Here is a 17,114-nt window from a genome sequence, read left to right as displayed (position 1 = left end):
AGCATAGAAAGGAGGGGAGGCGCGTCAATTGTTTCGACTACGTTAACGCCATTGGCGCGCCTGAGGCAAGTTGTTAGAGCGGATTTAAGGGCCTTAAAGCAGATTGTGTGCTGTGGGGCGCAGCTTTTGGGGCATTTTTCACCGCAGTGATCACTTTTTCAACCTCTAGCCCCTGGCCATCAGGGCTGTATCCCTGACGCTGAATGGCTTGAATCGCCTGGTCGAGATCGTAGCTTAGGGCCGCGATATCGGTCAGGGTCATTGGCTTGCCGGCCTGCTGGCTCATGTGACGCTGCAGGGCAACTAGGGCATCGCCCGTCTTACCATCCCGGCAGGCGATTTCAAATTGACGTAACGCATCCGTGGCTTTGGGCGCGTGACTCGTAGCACCTTCGTCTGCACCGCTTGGCGTGGCGCGATAACGATAAGCTTGGTAGTGACGGTACCAGAGCAGGCTAGTCGCCAACCAGAGCAGGGCAAACAGGGCGCTGATGGCCGGCCAGAGGCCGCTCGAATCCGATTGTGGTGTTACCGTGGTGAGCTGCGGACTCTCCTGGTTGGCGCTAGCCGGCGCGACGCTGATGTTGCGCGCGGGCAGGGTGGCGAACTCCTGCTTCTGGGTACGGCTGTTCCACCAGGGAATACGGATCTCGGGCAGGGTATAGCTGCCGGGCTGTGTCGGGACTATCGCCGTGGTCTGGTTGAGCTGGGCGACCACCTGCTTATCGCGCACATAGGTCTTGCGCTGGGGTTTTTCCGGATAGACCTTAAAGGAGTCAGGCAGGCTCAGGCTGATGCTGGGCAGGCTGGTGTCGTCAGCATTGGAGGCCAGCAGGCTGATGTTGCGGGTGATGGGCACGCCTACCTGATACTGGGCATCTTTTTTCCAGTCCTCTTTTAAGACCACGAGATCGCTCACCAGCCAGTCGCCCTGATAACCTGCGGGGATAGGCAACACCTCTATCTCACTCGGGGCGGCCTTGGCCTGCATGGGACGGCTCTCGTTGAAGGAGAACATGCCGCCGCGACGGGAAGATTCCACTAAGACATCACCGGAGAAGCTGGCGCCGGAGAGCGACAGCGTGCCGGGCTCGTCGGCGATCAGGCTATAGGTGCGCTCGATCACCCGGTAGCGACGGCCATCGATGATCTCTGCGCCATCGACATCCTCCCCCAGTTGCTTAAGCTGCGCCCCCTCGACGTTGGGCGCGCTGAGTACGCCCCGTTGCAGCTCGACGCCCAGGTAGAGTTTGACCTTATAGGTGATCAGCTGGCCCACATAGGCGGTCTCGGTCGAGACACTACTGCGGATGAATAGATTCTTCATCTGCTCGGGTTGGCTGCCGGGGGCGGCCACCTTGAGCTCTATGGGATCTGAACTTATGTTATCTATGGTCATGGCGGGAATGATCACAGTGCCGGTTTGCTTGGGCGCCAGCAGGATCTGCCAGCGGGTCTCTTTGCTGGCGTCGAAATTCATGATCTGGGTGCTGCGACTGACACTGGTACGCCCGACGATAAAGTCTTTTAACAGACCGCTGGTATCCAGGCTGGCGTTGTCCACATCGTCATCGGCCTTGATGCTGAGCACCAGATATTCCCCCTGGATGGCGGGGTTTCTGTCTACCGATGTTTCTACCTTGGTTAAGGCATAGGCTGGCGCCGACAGGCAGAGCGCCAAACAGGCTAAGGTCAAAAAGCGTCGTATTACCACTGTTGATTGTCCTTTATGGTCGCCCCCTGACGGCGGCGTTTTTGATATTCCAGTTGCATCTTGTTGCGCAGCAAGACCTGAGGGTCGTCTATCACCCCGGTAAGGGCGCGCTGCATCTCGGGGGGCAGATCTTCTGGCGCAATGGCGTTGGTTGCGGCCGCGACCGGCTCGCCTTGTTCATCGCCCTCGCCGGGTTTGCCCTGGGTCATATTCGCGGCCTGGGCCTGATTCTCGGGGCTGTCTTGTTCGTCTTGCGCCTGCTGCCCCTGTCCCATCTGCTGGCCAGCGTCGGATTGGCTCGCGTTGGCGTCCATTGGGTTTTTGGCGTCCTTGGCCGGATCGGCGCTCATCTGAGCGTCATTAGCGGCGCCTGCCTGCTGGTCTTGCGACTGACCATCCTGGCTGGCATCCTGCTCGCCAGAGGCTTGTTGTTCAGGACTTTCTTGGCTAGCGCCTTGCTGGCCAGTGCTTTGTTGGTCAGTGCCTTGCTGGTTTGAGTCTTGCCCATTCTCTCCCTGAGCATTCTGGCCCTGATCATTTTGGCCTTGAGACTGCTGGCCTCTCGATCCCTGGCCCGATTGCTGATCGCCTTGGCCTTGTTGCTGGCCTTGATTTTGCCCGGCGCCATCTTGTTGGGACTGCTCTTGCTTATTTGAGTCCTGATTCGACTGGTCGTTATCATATTGGCCTTGATCTTGGCTAGCTTGCTGTTGCTGCTTTAGCTGCTCTGCCATCTCAAGATTTTGCTTGGCCTGAGTAAGCTGAGGGTCTTTCTTGAGCGCCTGCTGATAACGCTCGATGGCCTTATTAAGGTCATTGAGTTGCATCAGGCTGTTGCCCTGATTAAACAGGCCACTCGCCGAGTCATCCTGCTCGAAAAGCTCGAGCGCCTCTTGATAATCACCATTCTTGTACAGGGATGCGGCCTTCCACTGGGGCGAGGTAAACTGCTCGGCCGCACCTTGATAGTCTTGCGCCTGATAGGCCTGCATCGCTCTCTGATCGTCTGTGGAGAAGGGGTGTTGCCAACTGGCAGCCTGGGCCTCAGGGCTCGGGGCGAGAATTGCCAGGCAGGCCAGTGCGGCGAAGGCGTGTCTGAAACTCAGCAGCGCCGGTAGCAGCAGGAGCAGGGTTAGATAGGGGCCGAGATCTTGCCAGGCTTCTCCCTGGAGATCTGCGGTCTTGGCATCGCTCTCCAGGCTTAAGCTTTGGGTCAGTGACTCAAGATCTTTGCCATCGGCGCGGTAGGCAAACAACTTGCCGCCGCTGTTGCCAATTAAACTATTAAGCTGAGCGAGGTCCGTTTGACTGACCACCACCTGATCGCTTTGGTCACGCATCAGTTGTCCATCCGGTAAGCGGATGGCGGCGCCCTGGTTTGTCCCCATGGCGATGATGGAGAGACGATACTGAGTATCGTCCAGTATCGATTTGGCTTCGCCGATTTGGTCCGGATTCACGCCATCGGCCAGCAAGATGATCTCGCCCTTGAGGTGACCGCCCTGAACAAGTAACTGCTTGGCCTGCTCTAGCGCCGCTGGCAGGTTGGAGCCCAGCACAGGCATGATCTCCGGCGACAGGGTTGGCAGCAGGTTTAGTAGAGTTGATTTGTCCCGGGTCAGCGGGCTGATGGTAAAGGCGTCGCCGGCGTAGGCCACAAGACCCGTCTCGCCCTCCTTGAGGCTTTTAATCAGATCCGTTGCCTTGAACTTGGCCTGAGTCAGCCTGTTAGGCGCCAGATCGGTTGCGTACATGGAGAGCGACATATCCATCACTATCACCCTGCCAAGGTTGGCTTCAAATACCGGTAGTTGCTGCTTGGTCAGCGCCGGGCCAGAGAGCGCCAGGACGCTAACGAGCCAGATAAAGGCGATGAGGCCCAAGTGTTGTTTCTTGTTGCTTGCCTGACCGCTCACTAACACCTTGGCTAGGTGCGGCGCGATATAGCGATTCCAGCTAGAGGCCTGATGTCGCTGGCGCTTTCGCAGCCAGAGCAATAGCGCCAGGGGGATGAGGGCCAACAGCCATTCGGGACGGAGAAAATGGATCATGAGGCGCTCCGTGGTAAACGTTGAACTAAGGCCTGCACGGCAGCGAAGCCACTTAACATCATGAGCACACTGACAAGCAGGGCAATGGTCAAGGGATAGTAGAAGAGCTCCGCCTGTGGTCGATAGCTGAGTTGGTCGCTGTCGGTAGGCTCTAGCTTGTCTATCTCCTGATAGATCTGCTCTAACTCATCTGAGTTACGTGCCCTGAAGTAACGCCCCTTGGTCTTCTGGGCCAGCAGGGTGAGCTGCGTCTCATCGAGATCCATCGACGGATTGACGCGCTCCTTGCCAAACAGGGTGCGGCGCTCCATCACCTCGGCGCCCACCCCTATGGTGTAGATGGTTACGCCTCGCTTGGCGGCGATATCGGCGGCCTGCTCCGGCGTGATGCTACCCGAGTTATTTGAGCCATCGGTGAGCAGGATAAGCACGCGGTTGCTCTGCTCGGCCTTGTCGAAGCGTTTAACCGCCAGCGCGATAGCTTCGCCGATGGCGGTCTGTTTGCCCACTAGGCCGATTTGCGCCTCGGTGAGAAACTGGGCCACCGAGCGTCTGTCCTGGGTGAGCGGCGCCTGCAGATAGGCGTGATCGGCAAACAGTATCAGCCCCAGCTTGTCGCCCTTGCGGCGCTCAATAAACTCACTCATTACCTGCTGTACCATGGCGAAACGATCGACCGTCTTACCATTCAGCACCATATCTTCTATCTGCATACTGCCTGACAGATCCACCGCCAGCATGAGGTCGCGTCCCTTGCTGGGGAGCTCTATTGCATCGCCAACCCATAGCGGGCGGGCAACGGCAAATACCAGCGCCGTCCAGATGAGCCAATAGGGCCAGCGGCTTCGGCGAGGGGAGTGATCGAACCTTGTCGTTGGCGCTTCAGCGACGCCGGGCATCTGTAGATGACCGCCGCCCGTCTGCGTGGCTTGTTTGCTGCCGCTTGCTTTGCCGAGAGAAAAAATCAGCGGCAGCGGGAGTAATATGAGTAGCCAGGGCCAGGCTAGTGTGAACATGACGCCTCCTTGCCAGCCTTGAGTGGCAGCGCCTGCTGTAGCCAGGCTTTGGCGCCATCGAGGAGTTGCGTGGCCTCACTTGGTGAGAGCTTATCTGCTTGGAAACGCTTCTCCAACAGGCTTGGCAGCATAGGATCCATGCTCGGCACTTGGGCCCTTAGCCAGGCATACCAGGCATCGCCCTGTAGTGAGGCGACCTGCTCCCGGGGCAGATAACTCATGGCGCTGCGTTTTAGCAGGCTGTTGACCGCCAGCGGTAGTTGAGGGGCCTCTGACGTCACCTTAGAGAGAAGAGTAAGCGCCTCGCGTTTGGCCGCCAGCAGCTTGCCTCTGCGTTTAATATAGATGAACAGGGCCGCTATCAGCATAAGCACTAGTAGCGCCAGCAGGTAATAACCATAGGCGAGGGGCCAGACGCCGACCGGGGGCGGGGTGATGATATCCTGCAGATTGGCGAGCGCAGGTTGACTTGCCGCTTGCATTTACCTCAGGGCTCCAATTTGTTGGTTTAACGGCTGGGCCGCGTCGATGCGTCTTGGCCGCGCGTTGATCTGATTCATCATGGTGATAAATCCCTGTTGCTGTGTTTGTTGCTGAGCCAGCCAGGCATCGTAGCTGCGTCTGTCTAACATCAGCTCCTTATCGCCATCCCTCACCGGAAATTGAAACTGGGGCGGCAGCTTAAGGGTGCCTTGCCTGAGGGGGTCAGTGATCAGAAAGGCGCCGATATCGCAGTGGCGTTTAAGCTCGCTCAGTGGTCCCAGACACTGGGGGCCGAAATGGCTGCCATCGCTGATGATCCAGATTAGCGAGCCAGGCTTGGCGATTCGCCTCAGGCGCTGACAGGCCTTGAAGATGTGCTCGGGCTGTTTCACCGGCTGATTTAGCTGATGAAGTTGCTGCTGGTGGACCTGCTCTATGGCAGAGATAAGTGCCAGCATGCCGGTTTGTCGGCTGCGGGGTTTAAGCTCGAGATGCTCGGCCTCGCTGGCGATCAGTGCGCCCAGGCGATCGCCGTGACCGACGGCGGCCCAGCCCAGGGTGGCTGCCAGATGCGCCGCCTGCACCGATTGTAGCATTAGACTCGAGCCGAAATAGAGGCTGTGGCTGAGATCCAATAGCAGTAATACCGGGCGCTCACGCTCCTCGACAAAAAGCTTGGTATGGGCCTTGCCGGTGCGGGCAGTCACTCGCCAGTCTATGGTGCGCACATCATCGCCGGCTTGGTAATGGCGAACCTCGGCAAACTCCATTCCCCGTCCCTTGATGCTGCTGGCTCTGTGGCCGGCTAGTGCCGCGCGCGCCTTGCTCTTGCGCTCGGGCAGGGCCCGGGCAAGATTTTGGCAGGCTAACAGCTCTTTCTGATTGAGGGAGACGCCATCGGCAAATAGGGGTAAAGCATTCTGTCCCATTAAGGCACCGCTACCTGACTCAGAATATGGTTTATTACCTGATCGCTGCTCACGCCTTCGGCCTGGGCTTGATAGCTGAGTAGCAGGCGGTGACGCAGTACGTTGGGCACCACGGCCTGAATATCTTCCGGCGAGACAAAGTCGCGTTCCATCAGCCAGGCGCGGGCGCGGGCGCAGCGCTCGATGGAGATGGTCGCACGCGGGCTGACGCCATACTCCAGCCAGTTAGCCAGTTGATCGCTGTATTGCTGTGGCTGGCGGGTGGCCATCACGATGTTGACAATATACTGCTCCAGCGGCTCGGCGAGATAGATATCCAGCGCGGCCTTACGGGCGGCGAATACCTCTTCCTGGGCGATAGGCTCAACCTTTGGCAGCTCCTGGGTGAGGGCTTCACTGCGGGACAAGCGCATGATCTCAAATTCGGTGGCGGCGCTGGGGTAGTCAAGATTCAGGTGCATCAGGAAGCGGTCAAGCTGCGCCTCGGGCAGGGGATAGGTGCCTTCGTTTTCCAGCGGGTTTTGTGTCGCCATCACCAGAAACAGTTTTGGCAGCTTGTAGCTCTGTTTACCCACGGTAACCTGGCCCTCGGCCATGGCTTCCAGTAGCGCCGACTGTACCTTAGCTGGCGCACGGTTGATCTCATCGGCCAGGATAAGGTTGTGAAAGATAGGGCCTGCCTCAAACTCGAAGGTGGCCGTCTGGGCGCGATAGATGTCGGTGCCGGTGAGATCCGCCGGGAGTAGGTCCGGGGTAAACTGAATACGGTGAAAGTCCCCCTCTACGCCATCGCTCAGCGCCTTGACCGCACGTGTCTTGGCCAGACCCGGCGGGCCCTCAACCAGTAAGTGACCATCGGCAATCAGTGCGATCAATAAGTTTTCGGTAAGAGTGGGTTGACCCAGGATCACTTTATCCAGGTATTCACGTAATGCATGAAATCGACTTAAGGGCATGATGCTACTCGGTATTATCTATTGTGTGAGCTGTAGACAGCGTATCGGGTAAAAAATTCAGTGATAAACGCCTTACCTCAGCCTTAGGTGAGTTGGATGACCTTGTGGGCTTGGCGGCGCCAAATTTCAATCAGCAAAATAAGTTAGCATGCTTAAACTGGGAATTAAACCGGCATTAATGGCTAATTTTGCTTTTATTAAACATTGTTAATCAACATCTTTTTCGATATTTGTCGTTTAAAAACCAAACAGGTGTTTAAAACCTTGAAATAAGAAGTTAGAATCAGATCACACTTTGATGGTCTGACCTGTTGCGAGAGTGTAGCGAGATACCCGGCAACGGGGTAGGGAAGAATAATAACGGCGTTAGTAGAAGCGTTTCTATCAGACGCGTCACGAGGGCAAAAGATGAGTGAATTACAGCAAGTAAGGAACGCGAAGGGCGATCGCATTGCGATAGTGATGGGGCTTAGAACCCCCTTTGCTAAACAGGCGACCGCGTTTCATGGGGTGTCGGCATTGGATATGGGCAAGATGGTGGTGAACGAACTCCTGTCTCGCTCGGAACTCGACCCGAAAGAGATTGAACAGCTCGTTTATGGTCAGGTAGTACAGATGCCAGCGGCGCCCAACATCGCCCGCGAGATAGTCTTAGGCACGGGCATGAATGTGTCCACCGATGCCTATAGCGTGACACGTGCCTGCGCCACCAGTTTCCAGTCGACGGTCAATGTGGCCGAGTCCATCATGACGGGCAATATCGAGATAGGGATTGCCGGCGGCGCCGACTCATCATCTGTATTGCCTATCGGCGTGTCGAAGAAGCTGGCTCACGCCTTGGTAGATCTCAATAAGGCGCGCAGCTTTGGTCAAAAGTTGGCTATTATTCGTCGCCTTGGACTGAAAGATCTGCTTCCTGTGCCCCCTGCGGTTGCCGAATACTCGACCGGCCTTTCCATGGGACAGACCGCCGAGCAGATGGCCAAGACCTATAACATCAGCCGCGCCGATCAAGATGCCCTGGCGCATCGCTCACATACCCTGGCGACAGAGACCTGGGATTCGGGCCACCTGCGTGATGAGGTGATGGTGGCGCACGTACCGCCATACAAATCCTTCATCGACAGAGATAACAACATTCGCGAAAACTCTTCGCTCGACTCTTACGCCAAGCTGCGTCCAGCCTTCGACCGTAAACACGGCTCTGTGACGGCGGCCAACAGTACGCCACTGACCGATGGCGCCTCGGCGGTCCTCCTGATGAGCGAGAGCCGTGCCAAGGCCCTGGGTTATGAGCCGATTGGTTATATTAAGAGTTACGCCTTTAGCGCCATCGACGTGTGGCAGGATATGTTGATGGGGCCTTCCTATGCGACGCCGTTGGCACTGAAACGTGCCGGCATGGAGCTTGAGGATCTTACCCTTATCGAGATGCACGAAGCCTTTGCGGCGCAGACCCTGGCCAACATGCAGATGTTTGCCTCGAAGAAGTTTGCCAAGGAGAAACTGGGTCGCGATCGCGCCATCGGCGAGATCGACATGACTAAGTTCAACGTCTTGGGCGGCTCTTTGGCCTATGGTCACCCGTTTGCGGCGACCGGGACGCGTTTGATCACTCAGGTGTGTCGCGAGCTCAAACGACGTGGCGGCGGTACCGGTCTGGCAACAGCCTGTGCGGCGGGCGGTTTAGGTGCAGCTATGATAGTAGAAGTGGAGTGATCTCATGGATAAGAGTTTTACATTAAATCGTCTCGACAACGGCATCGCCGTGCTGACCATGGATGTGCCTGGCGAGACCATGAATACCCTTAGAGCCGAGTTTGGCCCGGAGATCTGTGAGATGTTGGCCGAGATCAAGGCCGATACAGGGATTCGCGGTGTGGTGATCATCTCGGGTAAGAAGGACTCCTTCGTAGCGGGCGCCGATATCTCTATGCTGGATGCCTGCGCTACCGCCGAAGATGCCAGGGAGCTGTCTAAGCAGGGCCACGAGGTGTTTTTTGCGCTGGAGTCGCTCTCGATTCCCGTGGTAGCGGCCATCAATGGCGCCTGTCTCGGTGGGGGGCTAGAGCTGGCCCTGGCCTGTCATCAGCGTGTCTGTACCGACAGCAACAAGACCATGTTGGGATTGCCCGAGGTGCAACTTGGTCTGCTGCCAGGTGGCGGCGGGACTCAGCGTCTGCCACGTTTAGTGGGTATTGCCAAGTCGCTGGATATGATGCTCACCGGCAAGCAGCTGCGCGCCAAGCAGGCATTGAAGATGGGGCTGGTTGACGATGTGGTGCCGGAATCGATTCTTTTGCAGACGGCGATAGAGATGGCGCTGGCCGGAGCACGTCCGGCGAAGAAGCCAAAGCTGTCGACAGTAGAGAAGCTGCTCGAGGGCACACCTGTTGGTCGTAACATCATCTTCGAACAGGCGCTTAAGCAGGTCAATAAGAAGACTCAGGGTAACTATCCTGCGCCAGAGAAGATCATCGATTGTGTGCGTCAGGGCGTGACCAAAGGCATAGTGAAAGGCCTAGAGGTTGAGGCGCAGCACTTTGGCGACCTAGTGGTCTCCAGTGAGTCAGAGGCTCTTCGCAGCATCTTCTTTGCAACCACTGAGATGAAGAAAGAAACTGGTGCCGGTGATGTATCGCCAAAGGCCGTCAACAAGGTGATGGTACTGGGCGGTGGCCTGATGGGTGGCGGTATCGCCTCTGTGACCACCACCAAGGCGAAGATCCCGGTGCGGGTAAAAGATATCAGTGAGACTGGTTTAAGCAACGCACTGGCCTATGCCTATAAGTTGCTGGCCAAAGGGGTGAAACGTCGTCACATGACGCCTGCGGTGCGTGACAATCTGATGGCGCTGATGACCACCACCACCGAATATAAAGGGATCAAGGATGCAGACATGGTGGTGGAAGCCGTGTTTGAAGATCTAAACCTCAAGCATCAGATGGTGAAGGATGTCGAGCGTGAATGTGGCGAGCATACGATTTTTGCCTCGAACACCTCATCCCTGCCCATCAAGCAGATCGCCGAGGCTGCCGAGCGTCCTGAAAATGTGATTGGCCTGCACTACTTCTCGCCGGTTGAGAAGATGCCGCTGGTCGAAGTGATCGCCCATGACAAGACCTCTCCCCAGACTATCGCCACTACGGTTGCCTTTGCCCGCAAGCAGGGTAAGACGCCTATCGTGGTGAAAGATGGTGCAGGTTTCTATGTTAATCGTATTCTAGCGCTCTACATGAACGAGGCGGCGAATCTGCTGCTGGAAGGGCAGAGCGTAGATCACTTGGATAAGGCGCTGGTGAAGTTTGGTTTCCCGGTAGGTCCTATGACGCTGCTCGATGAGGTCGGCATAGATGTGGGCGCCAAGATCTCGCCGATTCTGGAGAAGGAGTTGGGTGAGCGCTTTAAGGCACCCGCGGCTTTTGACAAGTTGTTGGCCGATGACCGTAAAGGTCGTAAGAATGGCAAGGGCTTCTATCAATACGGTGCTAAATCGAAGAAGAAGCTGGTGGATGAGAGCGTCTATGGTGTGCTTGGGTTAACACCTGGCGCCGACAGCGAGCCAAGAGCGTTGGCTGAGCGATGTGTGGTGCAGATGCTTAATGAAGCGGTTCGTTGTCTGGAGGAGGGGATTATCGCCTCGCCACGAGACGGTGATATCGGCGCTATATTTGGTATCGGCTTCCCGCCATTCTTGGGTGGACCTTTCCGCTACATGGACTCCCTGGGTGCCAAGCACTTGGTTGAGGCCTTGAAACGTTATCAAGATCAATTCGGGGAGCGTTTTGCGCCTTGTGATCGCCTAGTCGAGATGGCCGAATCTGGCAGTAAGTTCTACGAATAGCCCTCTCTATATTTAACAATGCGGCAACATAATGCCGCATTTTTTTTGCCTTAGGATTATTTTTGCCTGTTTTTTGTTCATTCAAGGCGTGGATTCGGTTATCATGCTGGGCTCGTTTTGGCTGTTTTTAGCCTTATTGACGCCGTTGTTGTGAGGTAGTGTCTGTGGTGATTTACATTCTTGGTGTGTTGATGGTGAGTAGTGTGGCGATGGGCAATATGGCATTTCGCGCCGGGCTAGGGGTGAAACGCTGGGCCATGCTAGGACTCATCATAGGGCCGGTCGCCTATCCGCTATTTAGCACTCACAAGCGATTCGCGCAGAAGCGGGCGCAGGGTAAGCAAAGCATGTCTATTAAGGTATAGAGCTATTAAGGTATAAAAGCCATAAGGGTGTAGCGCTATCAAGATGTAGAGCAGTGGTGGATATGAGTGACTTATTAGCAAGTTTGAAGTGCCAGCAGATGCCATCATCTCTGCTCGTTTAGCGTGGCATGGGCGTTGGGCCTAGATATCTACATCTCGGATAATAGTCAGTTAATATAAAGAAATAGATAAAAAAATCAGATAGATAAGTCAGATAAAAAAAGGAGCCTCTTGGAGCTCCTTTTTTATGTGTCTGGTTTTCGAAAGACGTTTGAAGTCAATTAGTTCCACCAACCTTTTGCTGGGATCACCTCTAAGTGATTCAGGCCTTCTGGAAGCTGTACTTTTTTGCGCTCTGGTTTGTGAGTAAGTCCTAGAGCTTTTTTCAATGAATCTAACATAATCATTCTCCTTAAGACTTAAGCAACGGCTGAGTTGATGAATTTGACGTGTGGGTAGCCAGCGACTTCTACAGGCTTGAATTTAACGTGTGGGTAGCCAGCGACTTCTACAGGCTTGAATTTAACGTGTGGGTAGCCGGCAACTTCGACAGGCTTGAACTTAACGTGTGGGTAGCCAGCGACTTCCACTGGCTTGAACTTAACGTGTGGGTAGCCAGCAACTTCTACAGGCTTGAATTTAACGTGTGGGTAGCCGGCAACTTCTAGAGGCTTGAACTTAACGTGTGGGTAGCCAGCGACTTCTAGAGGCTTGAACTTAACGTGTGGGTAGCCAGCGACTTCTAGAGGCTTGAACTTCACGTGTGGGTAGCCAGCGACTTCTACAGGCTTGAACTTAACGTGTGGGTAGCCAGCGACTTCTACAGGCTTGAACTTAACGTGTGGGTAGCCAGCGACTTCTAAAGGCTTAAACTTAACGTGTGGATAGCCAGCGACTTCTACAGGTTTAAACTTAACATGTGGGTAGCCAGTTACTGCTAATTGCTCGGTCTTTTGCACCGCAATATCTGACACAATCGACACTTCGTCTGTATTAATGTTTGCAGTTGTTAAGCTTGTTGCTAAAGCGATGGCAGTAACTAGTCCGTTAATCATTGTCTTTATCTCTCAGGGTTATTGAAGTTATAGTGCCAACAATTTGTTGACGTCTGAGAGATGTATTGCAGGTGTTATGCCAATTTTTATTTTTAGCTTAATTTTAGTTAAACATATTCCTCTTTAAGTGTGTGTTTTCCCATTCTATGGCTAGGCTTTCTTGTGTTGTGAGACAGGTGTATAGGTAAAACTTTCCTGTTTTAGTAACTCGGTGAAGCTGGTTTCATCTACCGCCTTGCTGTATATAAACCCTTGTATTTCTTCGCATTTTAGTGCTTTCAATATGCTGAGTTGAGAGGCTTCCTCGACGCCTTCACCGACCACAGAGAGCCCCATGTTATGGGCGATAGTGATAATAGAGTCGACCATCTTTAGATCTCTGTCAGATTTATCTATGTCGTCAACAAAAGCCTTATCGATTTTTAGGGTGTCAATTGGGAAGCGCTTTAAATATGACAGTGACGAATATCCTGTGCCGAAGTCGTCTAACGCAAGGCTGACGCCCATCTTAGAGAGTTGCATCATCACTTTTATCGCTTTTTCTGGCTGTTTTATGACGGTGCCTTCGGTAATTTCAAGCTCAAGGTTGGCTGCAGGCAGTTGAGTTAGACGTAAAATTGACTCTATCCGTTGTTGTAAGTCCGGAAGAGCGAATTGTTGTGATGATAAATTGACAGCGACCCGGCCGTTGAACAAATTTTGACGACGCCAATTTTGTGCCGCGAAGCAGGCTTTACGTAGTACGACCTCGCCAATCTCGACGATGAGTCCATTCTCTTCGGCCAGTGGGATAAAGTCGCCTGGCGGAATGAGACCGTGTTCAGGATGATTTAATCTCACCAGGGCCTCCATACCGGCCATCTTGCTGGTTCTAAGGTCAATCTTAGGTTGATAGTAGACTTCGAAGAGATCGTCCCTTAAACCTTCGCGGATAAGGTTCTCCACTTCCAGCTGGCGAATGGCATTACGGTTGAGAGACTCCGAATAGAATTGATAACGATTGCCACCGGCAGATTTTGCGTGATACATGGCAATGTCTGCCTTGCGCAGAAGCGCCTGTTCATTTTGATCGTCTTCTGGGTAGAGCACTATGCCTATACTGACGCCGACAACAACTCTGTCTTTGGTGAGCTCGAATGGGCTTGAGAAGGCATCGACAACATGATTAGCGATGACGGCGCTGGAGCCGATATCTGGATTGTTATCGACCAGTATGGCGAACTCGTCGCCCCCCAAACGATAGATACTCGTATGGTAAGGAACAGTGGATTCGATGCGTCTCGCTACTTTGATCAATAGCTCATCACCCACCTGGTGCCCCAGTGAATCATTGATCTTCTTAAAGTTATCTAAGTCCAAAACCATCAGGGTGTGATGGGTATCTTTCTTCACCAAGTTACCCAGGGTGACCATGAGGCTAGAGCGGTTTGGCAGACTGGTGAGTAGATCGTTGTTGGTTAGTTTACGTAACTCTTCTTCCTGCTGCTTACGACGGGAGATATCAGAGAACACCCCTACATAGTGGGAGAGGACACCTTGTTCATCGTAAATCGCATCGACGGTGAGCTCCATCAGGAAGCTACTGCCGTCGCCCTTGGCGGACTCGACTTCGTTACTCCAGCTGCCTTGCTGCTGCAGAATATGACGAATTTGCTCTGAGTAACTCTCGGGATAAAGGTCAAACTTAAACAGCTCGCCAATAAAGTCATTGCGACTCTTCTCACACAGATCGCAGCAGGCCTCGTTGACCTCAACAAACTTAAATTTGTTGTCCAGGATGAACATGCCTTCTGAGATGTTCTCGATGGCGCGTTCGAACAGTCTGAGCTGCTCCTCGGCTTGTTTGAAGTTGCTGATGTTTTTGATTGTACCTGTCATACGCAAGGCTTTATCTTCTTCATCGCGTTCAACGATCTTTGCTCTATCCAAGATCCAGACCCATTGGTCATCTTTGCCCTTAACGCGATAAGCTGCTTCGAAGTGATCGGTTTCACCGTAGAAGTGTTTATTCAGCGCCGTGTTAACACGTTCTTGATCCATCGGGTGAATGTTACTCTCTTCACCTTCCTCACCGGAGCGTTGACCATCTCGTGGAAACTCGAGAGACCCCCAGATATTTGAGCGGTAGATTTGACCCGTTTCGATATCCCAGTCCCACATCTCATCACCACTCCCCCACAGGGAGAGTTTCAACCGTTCTTCCGACTTAGCGATCTGACGCTGTACCTCTCTTCTTCTAAGCGCTGCCTTGACTATGATGCCCGTGATCAAGAGGGTAATAAGCAGGTAGACGACTTTAGCTTGAATCGATAACCACCAAGGAGGGGTGATTTCAATTGAAAGACTTTGTGTAATACCTAATTTTTTTGTTAAGGGGTCTATGGTGTGTACCTTAAAATAGTATTCACCTGGTGATAAATTAGTGTAAGTCGCGGAGTTAATGCCTTTAGAGTTTATCCATGTATCTGAAAGTCCCTCCAACTGATAGGCATATTCTAATGTTTTATCTATGTTTCCTGGGGTACTAAATTTCAGTGTAAATGGATAATCAGAATACTTTAGACTTATCCTCTGGGTCTTAGGTAGTTGTTTCTTTAATATGCCACCGTTTACTTTTTCTGGTACATTAAAAACTAACAAGGTGTCCACAATTACTTTTGGAGGTATTCTTTCTGTTAAGAAGTTAGAAATTTTTCTTGTATTTAAAACGCTTAATCCATTTATACCACCTATGTAAATTGTTTCGTCTAAGCTGGAGATGGCCTGAGAGTTATATTCATCTTGGCTACCATAAGATGAAGGGAATGAGTACATATCGTGATCGTTTGTGATCAAAAAGATTTCAGCATTTGAAGAAGCTATTATGTTGTCACCTGATTTTTCAATGGCATAAATAGGCTTGCTACTTTTAAATATTTCTGTTACGAGATTTGTTAAGGTGTCATATTTTGAAAGTGAATTTCGAGTTGTAAAGTATACTGTGTTCTCATCTATAAAAATGCTACTAACTAGGTCGGCGGCAACGACTTTAGAGACCACGCCAGAATTCAATGAAAATAAACCGCTCTGAGTTGCCACCCAAGTAGTGTCTTTTTTTATTTTTATATCATATATCGGATTGCCACTATCAATAGTGACTGGCGTTGTAATTTCGTCATCTAGGCTATAAAAAAATACTTTACCATCAAATGAGCCAGTGATAATTCTATTCTTATCCTTATCGCTTCTAACAATCAAAAATCTATTGTTGCTCAGAACTTTATGCTCTCTGCTTGAGATGTCTATTGATTGTAGCCCTTCGGTGGAAGCAATGTATATCTTATTGTTCTTTATTATCGCAGACTTTGGACCTGCAATTTTCGAGTCATAACTATTAATTAATGTTAAGTTCTTATCAAATACTTCTATTAAAGGTGAGTCTGAAGCGACAATCAATTTCTCTTTATTATAGCTGTCAATTGACCATACATTTTTGTTTGATATGTAGTTCTTTATTAGGTTTCTATCATGTTTTATGATCGTTATCCCGTTGTTTATTGTTGCAATGTAGATCCCTTTATTACTTGAATAAACTAGCGGTGGGTAAGTTGTCGCTGAGTCAGTTTTTAATGTTCCTATTACCTCTACTTTTAGGTTGTTATCAATAGTCGTAATTAGATTATCTGTTAAGATTACCGGAGTTGAGTTGTTTTCTGAAATGCTCGTGATTTCGCTTGGGAATAGTACTTTTTCTTTTGTTAATATATTGACGAGGTTGTATTTTTGTAGGGTGAAAATACTGTTTTTAAATAAAAGTAACCCTATTGAATTTTTAGTGACTAAGTTAACCCTTCCTTTGGTGTACTCATAGATTTCACCATCATAATTTCTAAGGTATATTTTGTCGTTGAGTGAAATAGTCTTTTTTATACCGCCAAAATCATAATTTGTTAGCAGTTGAACTTTGTTTTCTGATTTGTTTATTTCAATTAAGTTACTTTCTGTTCCAATCAAAATTGATTTTTTATCTTCACTAATAGACCAGATTGCTTGCTCTTTTATTAGTTGGTTTTCAAAGCTTTCAAAATTGTCTAAATCATCATTGTAGATGACTAACCCTTTGTCTGTACCAACTAGTAATCTACTACTATCGTCTATATACAGGCTTCTAATGAATGAACTTGGTAATGACCCATCTACCCCTTCGGCAAAATATTGTTTAAATTGGGTGCCATCAAAGCGATTAAGGCCATTTAACGTACCAATCCATATATAACCATGCTCATCTTCGACGATGGAGGTGACAGTACTCTGCGATAAGCCTTCGGGAACGTTATAGTGATCGACCTTTAAGATCGGCGCGTTGCTTGGTATTTCACTAGCGGAGACATAGCTGGAGACAGTCAGGGCCATTAGCAGTGAGAGTAGCAATCTTGAGAGGATTTTAGGCATAATTATTAGTTTGATTATTAGCCAATAATGCATAGGCAACAGTTATTTAACCTACTTTATTCAGAAATAGGGGGATTTGTCAAAAGAACACTGAATTTTCTTGTTTGCAAATTACTTTCATTTTCATTGTCTTTTAGGGTTTTGTACTGCTAAATCTTCTTTGTGATTTGGCTTTGTCTGTTGTGTGCGAGCCAATCAGACGTTCGAACTATATCGCGTATTTTAGCGGTTGAAGAAAAAAGACGCTAATAATCAGTGTCATGGCGTTGG

At 51.4% G+C, this 17,114-nt stretch carries 11 protein-coding genes; 3 read left to right on the top strand and 8 right to left on the bottom strand.

The annotated features are described in order from the left end of the window. Positions 1-73 precede the first annotated feature (73 nt). From K0H80_RS12415 to K0H80_RS12390, 6 genes are read right to left on the bottom strand one after another with little or no spacing between them, the layout of a single operon-like run. A complete protein-coding gene (locus K0H80_RS12415; protein ID WP_220071783.1) occupies positions 74-1,714 on the bottom strand; it encodes a BatD family protein in 1,641 nt (546 codons plus the stop codon). After that, positions 1,708-3,765 (bottom strand): vWA domain-containing protein, encoded by a 2,058-nt coding sequence (locus tag K0H80_RS12410; protein WP_220071782.1) that lies wholly within the window; start codon positions 3,763-3,765, stop codon positions 1,708-1,710. The genes K0H80_RS12415 and K0H80_RS12410 overlap by 7 nt, the downstream gene beginning before the upstream one ends. Next, positions 3,762-4,781 carry a vWA domain-containing protein gene (locus tag K0H80_RS12405; protein ID WP_220071781.1) on the bottom strand — a complete coding sequence of 340 codons (1,020 nt, stop codon included), beginning with the start codon at positions 4,779-4,781 and terminating at the stop codon, positions 3,762-3,764. The genes K0H80_RS12410 and K0H80_RS12405 overlap by 4 nt, the downstream gene beginning before the upstream one ends. After that, a complete protein-coding gene (locus K0H80_RS12400; RefSeq protein WP_220071780.1) occupies positions 4,769-5,263 on the bottom strand; it encodes a DUF4381 domain-containing protein in 495 nt (164 codons plus the stop codon). Before K0H80_RS12400 ends, K0H80_RS12405 begins: the two co-directional genes overlap by 13 nt. Next, positions 5,264-6,193: a DUF58 domain-containing protein gene (locus K0H80_RS12395; RefSeq protein ID WP_220071779.1), complete on the bottom strand. Its 930-nt coding sequence runs from the start codon at positions 6,191-6,193 to the stop codon at positions 5,264-5,266. Beyond that, positions 6,193-7,149 (bottom strand): AAA family ATPase, encoded by a 957-nt coding sequence (locus K0H80_RS12390; protein ID WP_011866224.1) that lies wholly within the window; start codon positions 7,147-7,149, stop codon positions 6,193-6,195. Before K0H80_RS12390 ends, K0H80_RS12395 begins: the two co-directional genes overlap by 1 nt. A gap of 408 nt (positions 7,150-7,557) precedes the next feature. Between K0H80_RS12390 and fadI the strand changes: the two genes are divergently transcribed. The 3 genes from fadI (at position 7,558) to K0H80_RS12375 (ending at position 11,358) form a co-directional block, all read left to right on the top strand. Beyond that, on the top strand, positions 7,558-8,868 hold the full coding sequence (gene fadI / locus K0H80_RS12385; RefSeq protein ID WP_220071778.1) for an acetyl-CoA C-acyltransferase FadI: 1,311 nt from the start codon (positions 7,558-7,560) through the stop codon (positions 8,866-8,868). Between the two features lie 4 nt (positions 8,869-8,872). Next, entirely contained in the window at positions 8,873-10,993 is a 2,121-nt protein-coding gene (gene fadJ / locus K0H80_RS12380) for a fatty acid oxidation complex subunit alpha FadJ (protein ID WP_220071777.1), read from the top strand. Between the two features lie 164 nt (positions 10,994-11,157). Then, positions 11,158-11,358, top strand: coding sequence for a hypothetical protein (locus K0H80_RS12375; RefSeq protein WP_041406657.1), 201 nt, complete (start codon positions 11,158-11,160; stop codon positions 11,356-11,358). A gap of 419 nt (positions 11,359-11,777) precedes the next feature. Here K0H80_RS12375 and K0H80_RS12370 read toward each other — a convergent pair whose 3' ends face one another. Then, a complete protein-coding gene (locus K0H80_RS12370) occupies positions 11,778-12,413 on the bottom strand; it encodes a hypothetical protein (RefSeq protein ID WP_011866219.1) in 636 nt (211 codons plus the stop codon). A gap of 150 nt (positions 12,414-12,563) precedes the next feature. Next, entirely contained in the window at positions 12,564-16,844 is a 4,281-nt protein-coding gene (locus K0H80_RS12365; protein ID WP_258406089.1) for an EAL domain-containing protein, read from the bottom strand. Between the last annotated feature and the right edge of the window lie 270 nt (positions 16,845-17,114).

This window comes from Shewanella aegiceratis (assembly GCF_019457495.1).
GTDB lineage: Bacteria > Pseudomonadota > Gammaproteobacteria > Enterobacterales > Shewanellaceae > Shewanella > Shewanella loihica.
The sequence above is the reverse complement of the archived record's forward strand: the minus strand, read 5'-3'. Positions and strand labels throughout refer to the sequence as shown.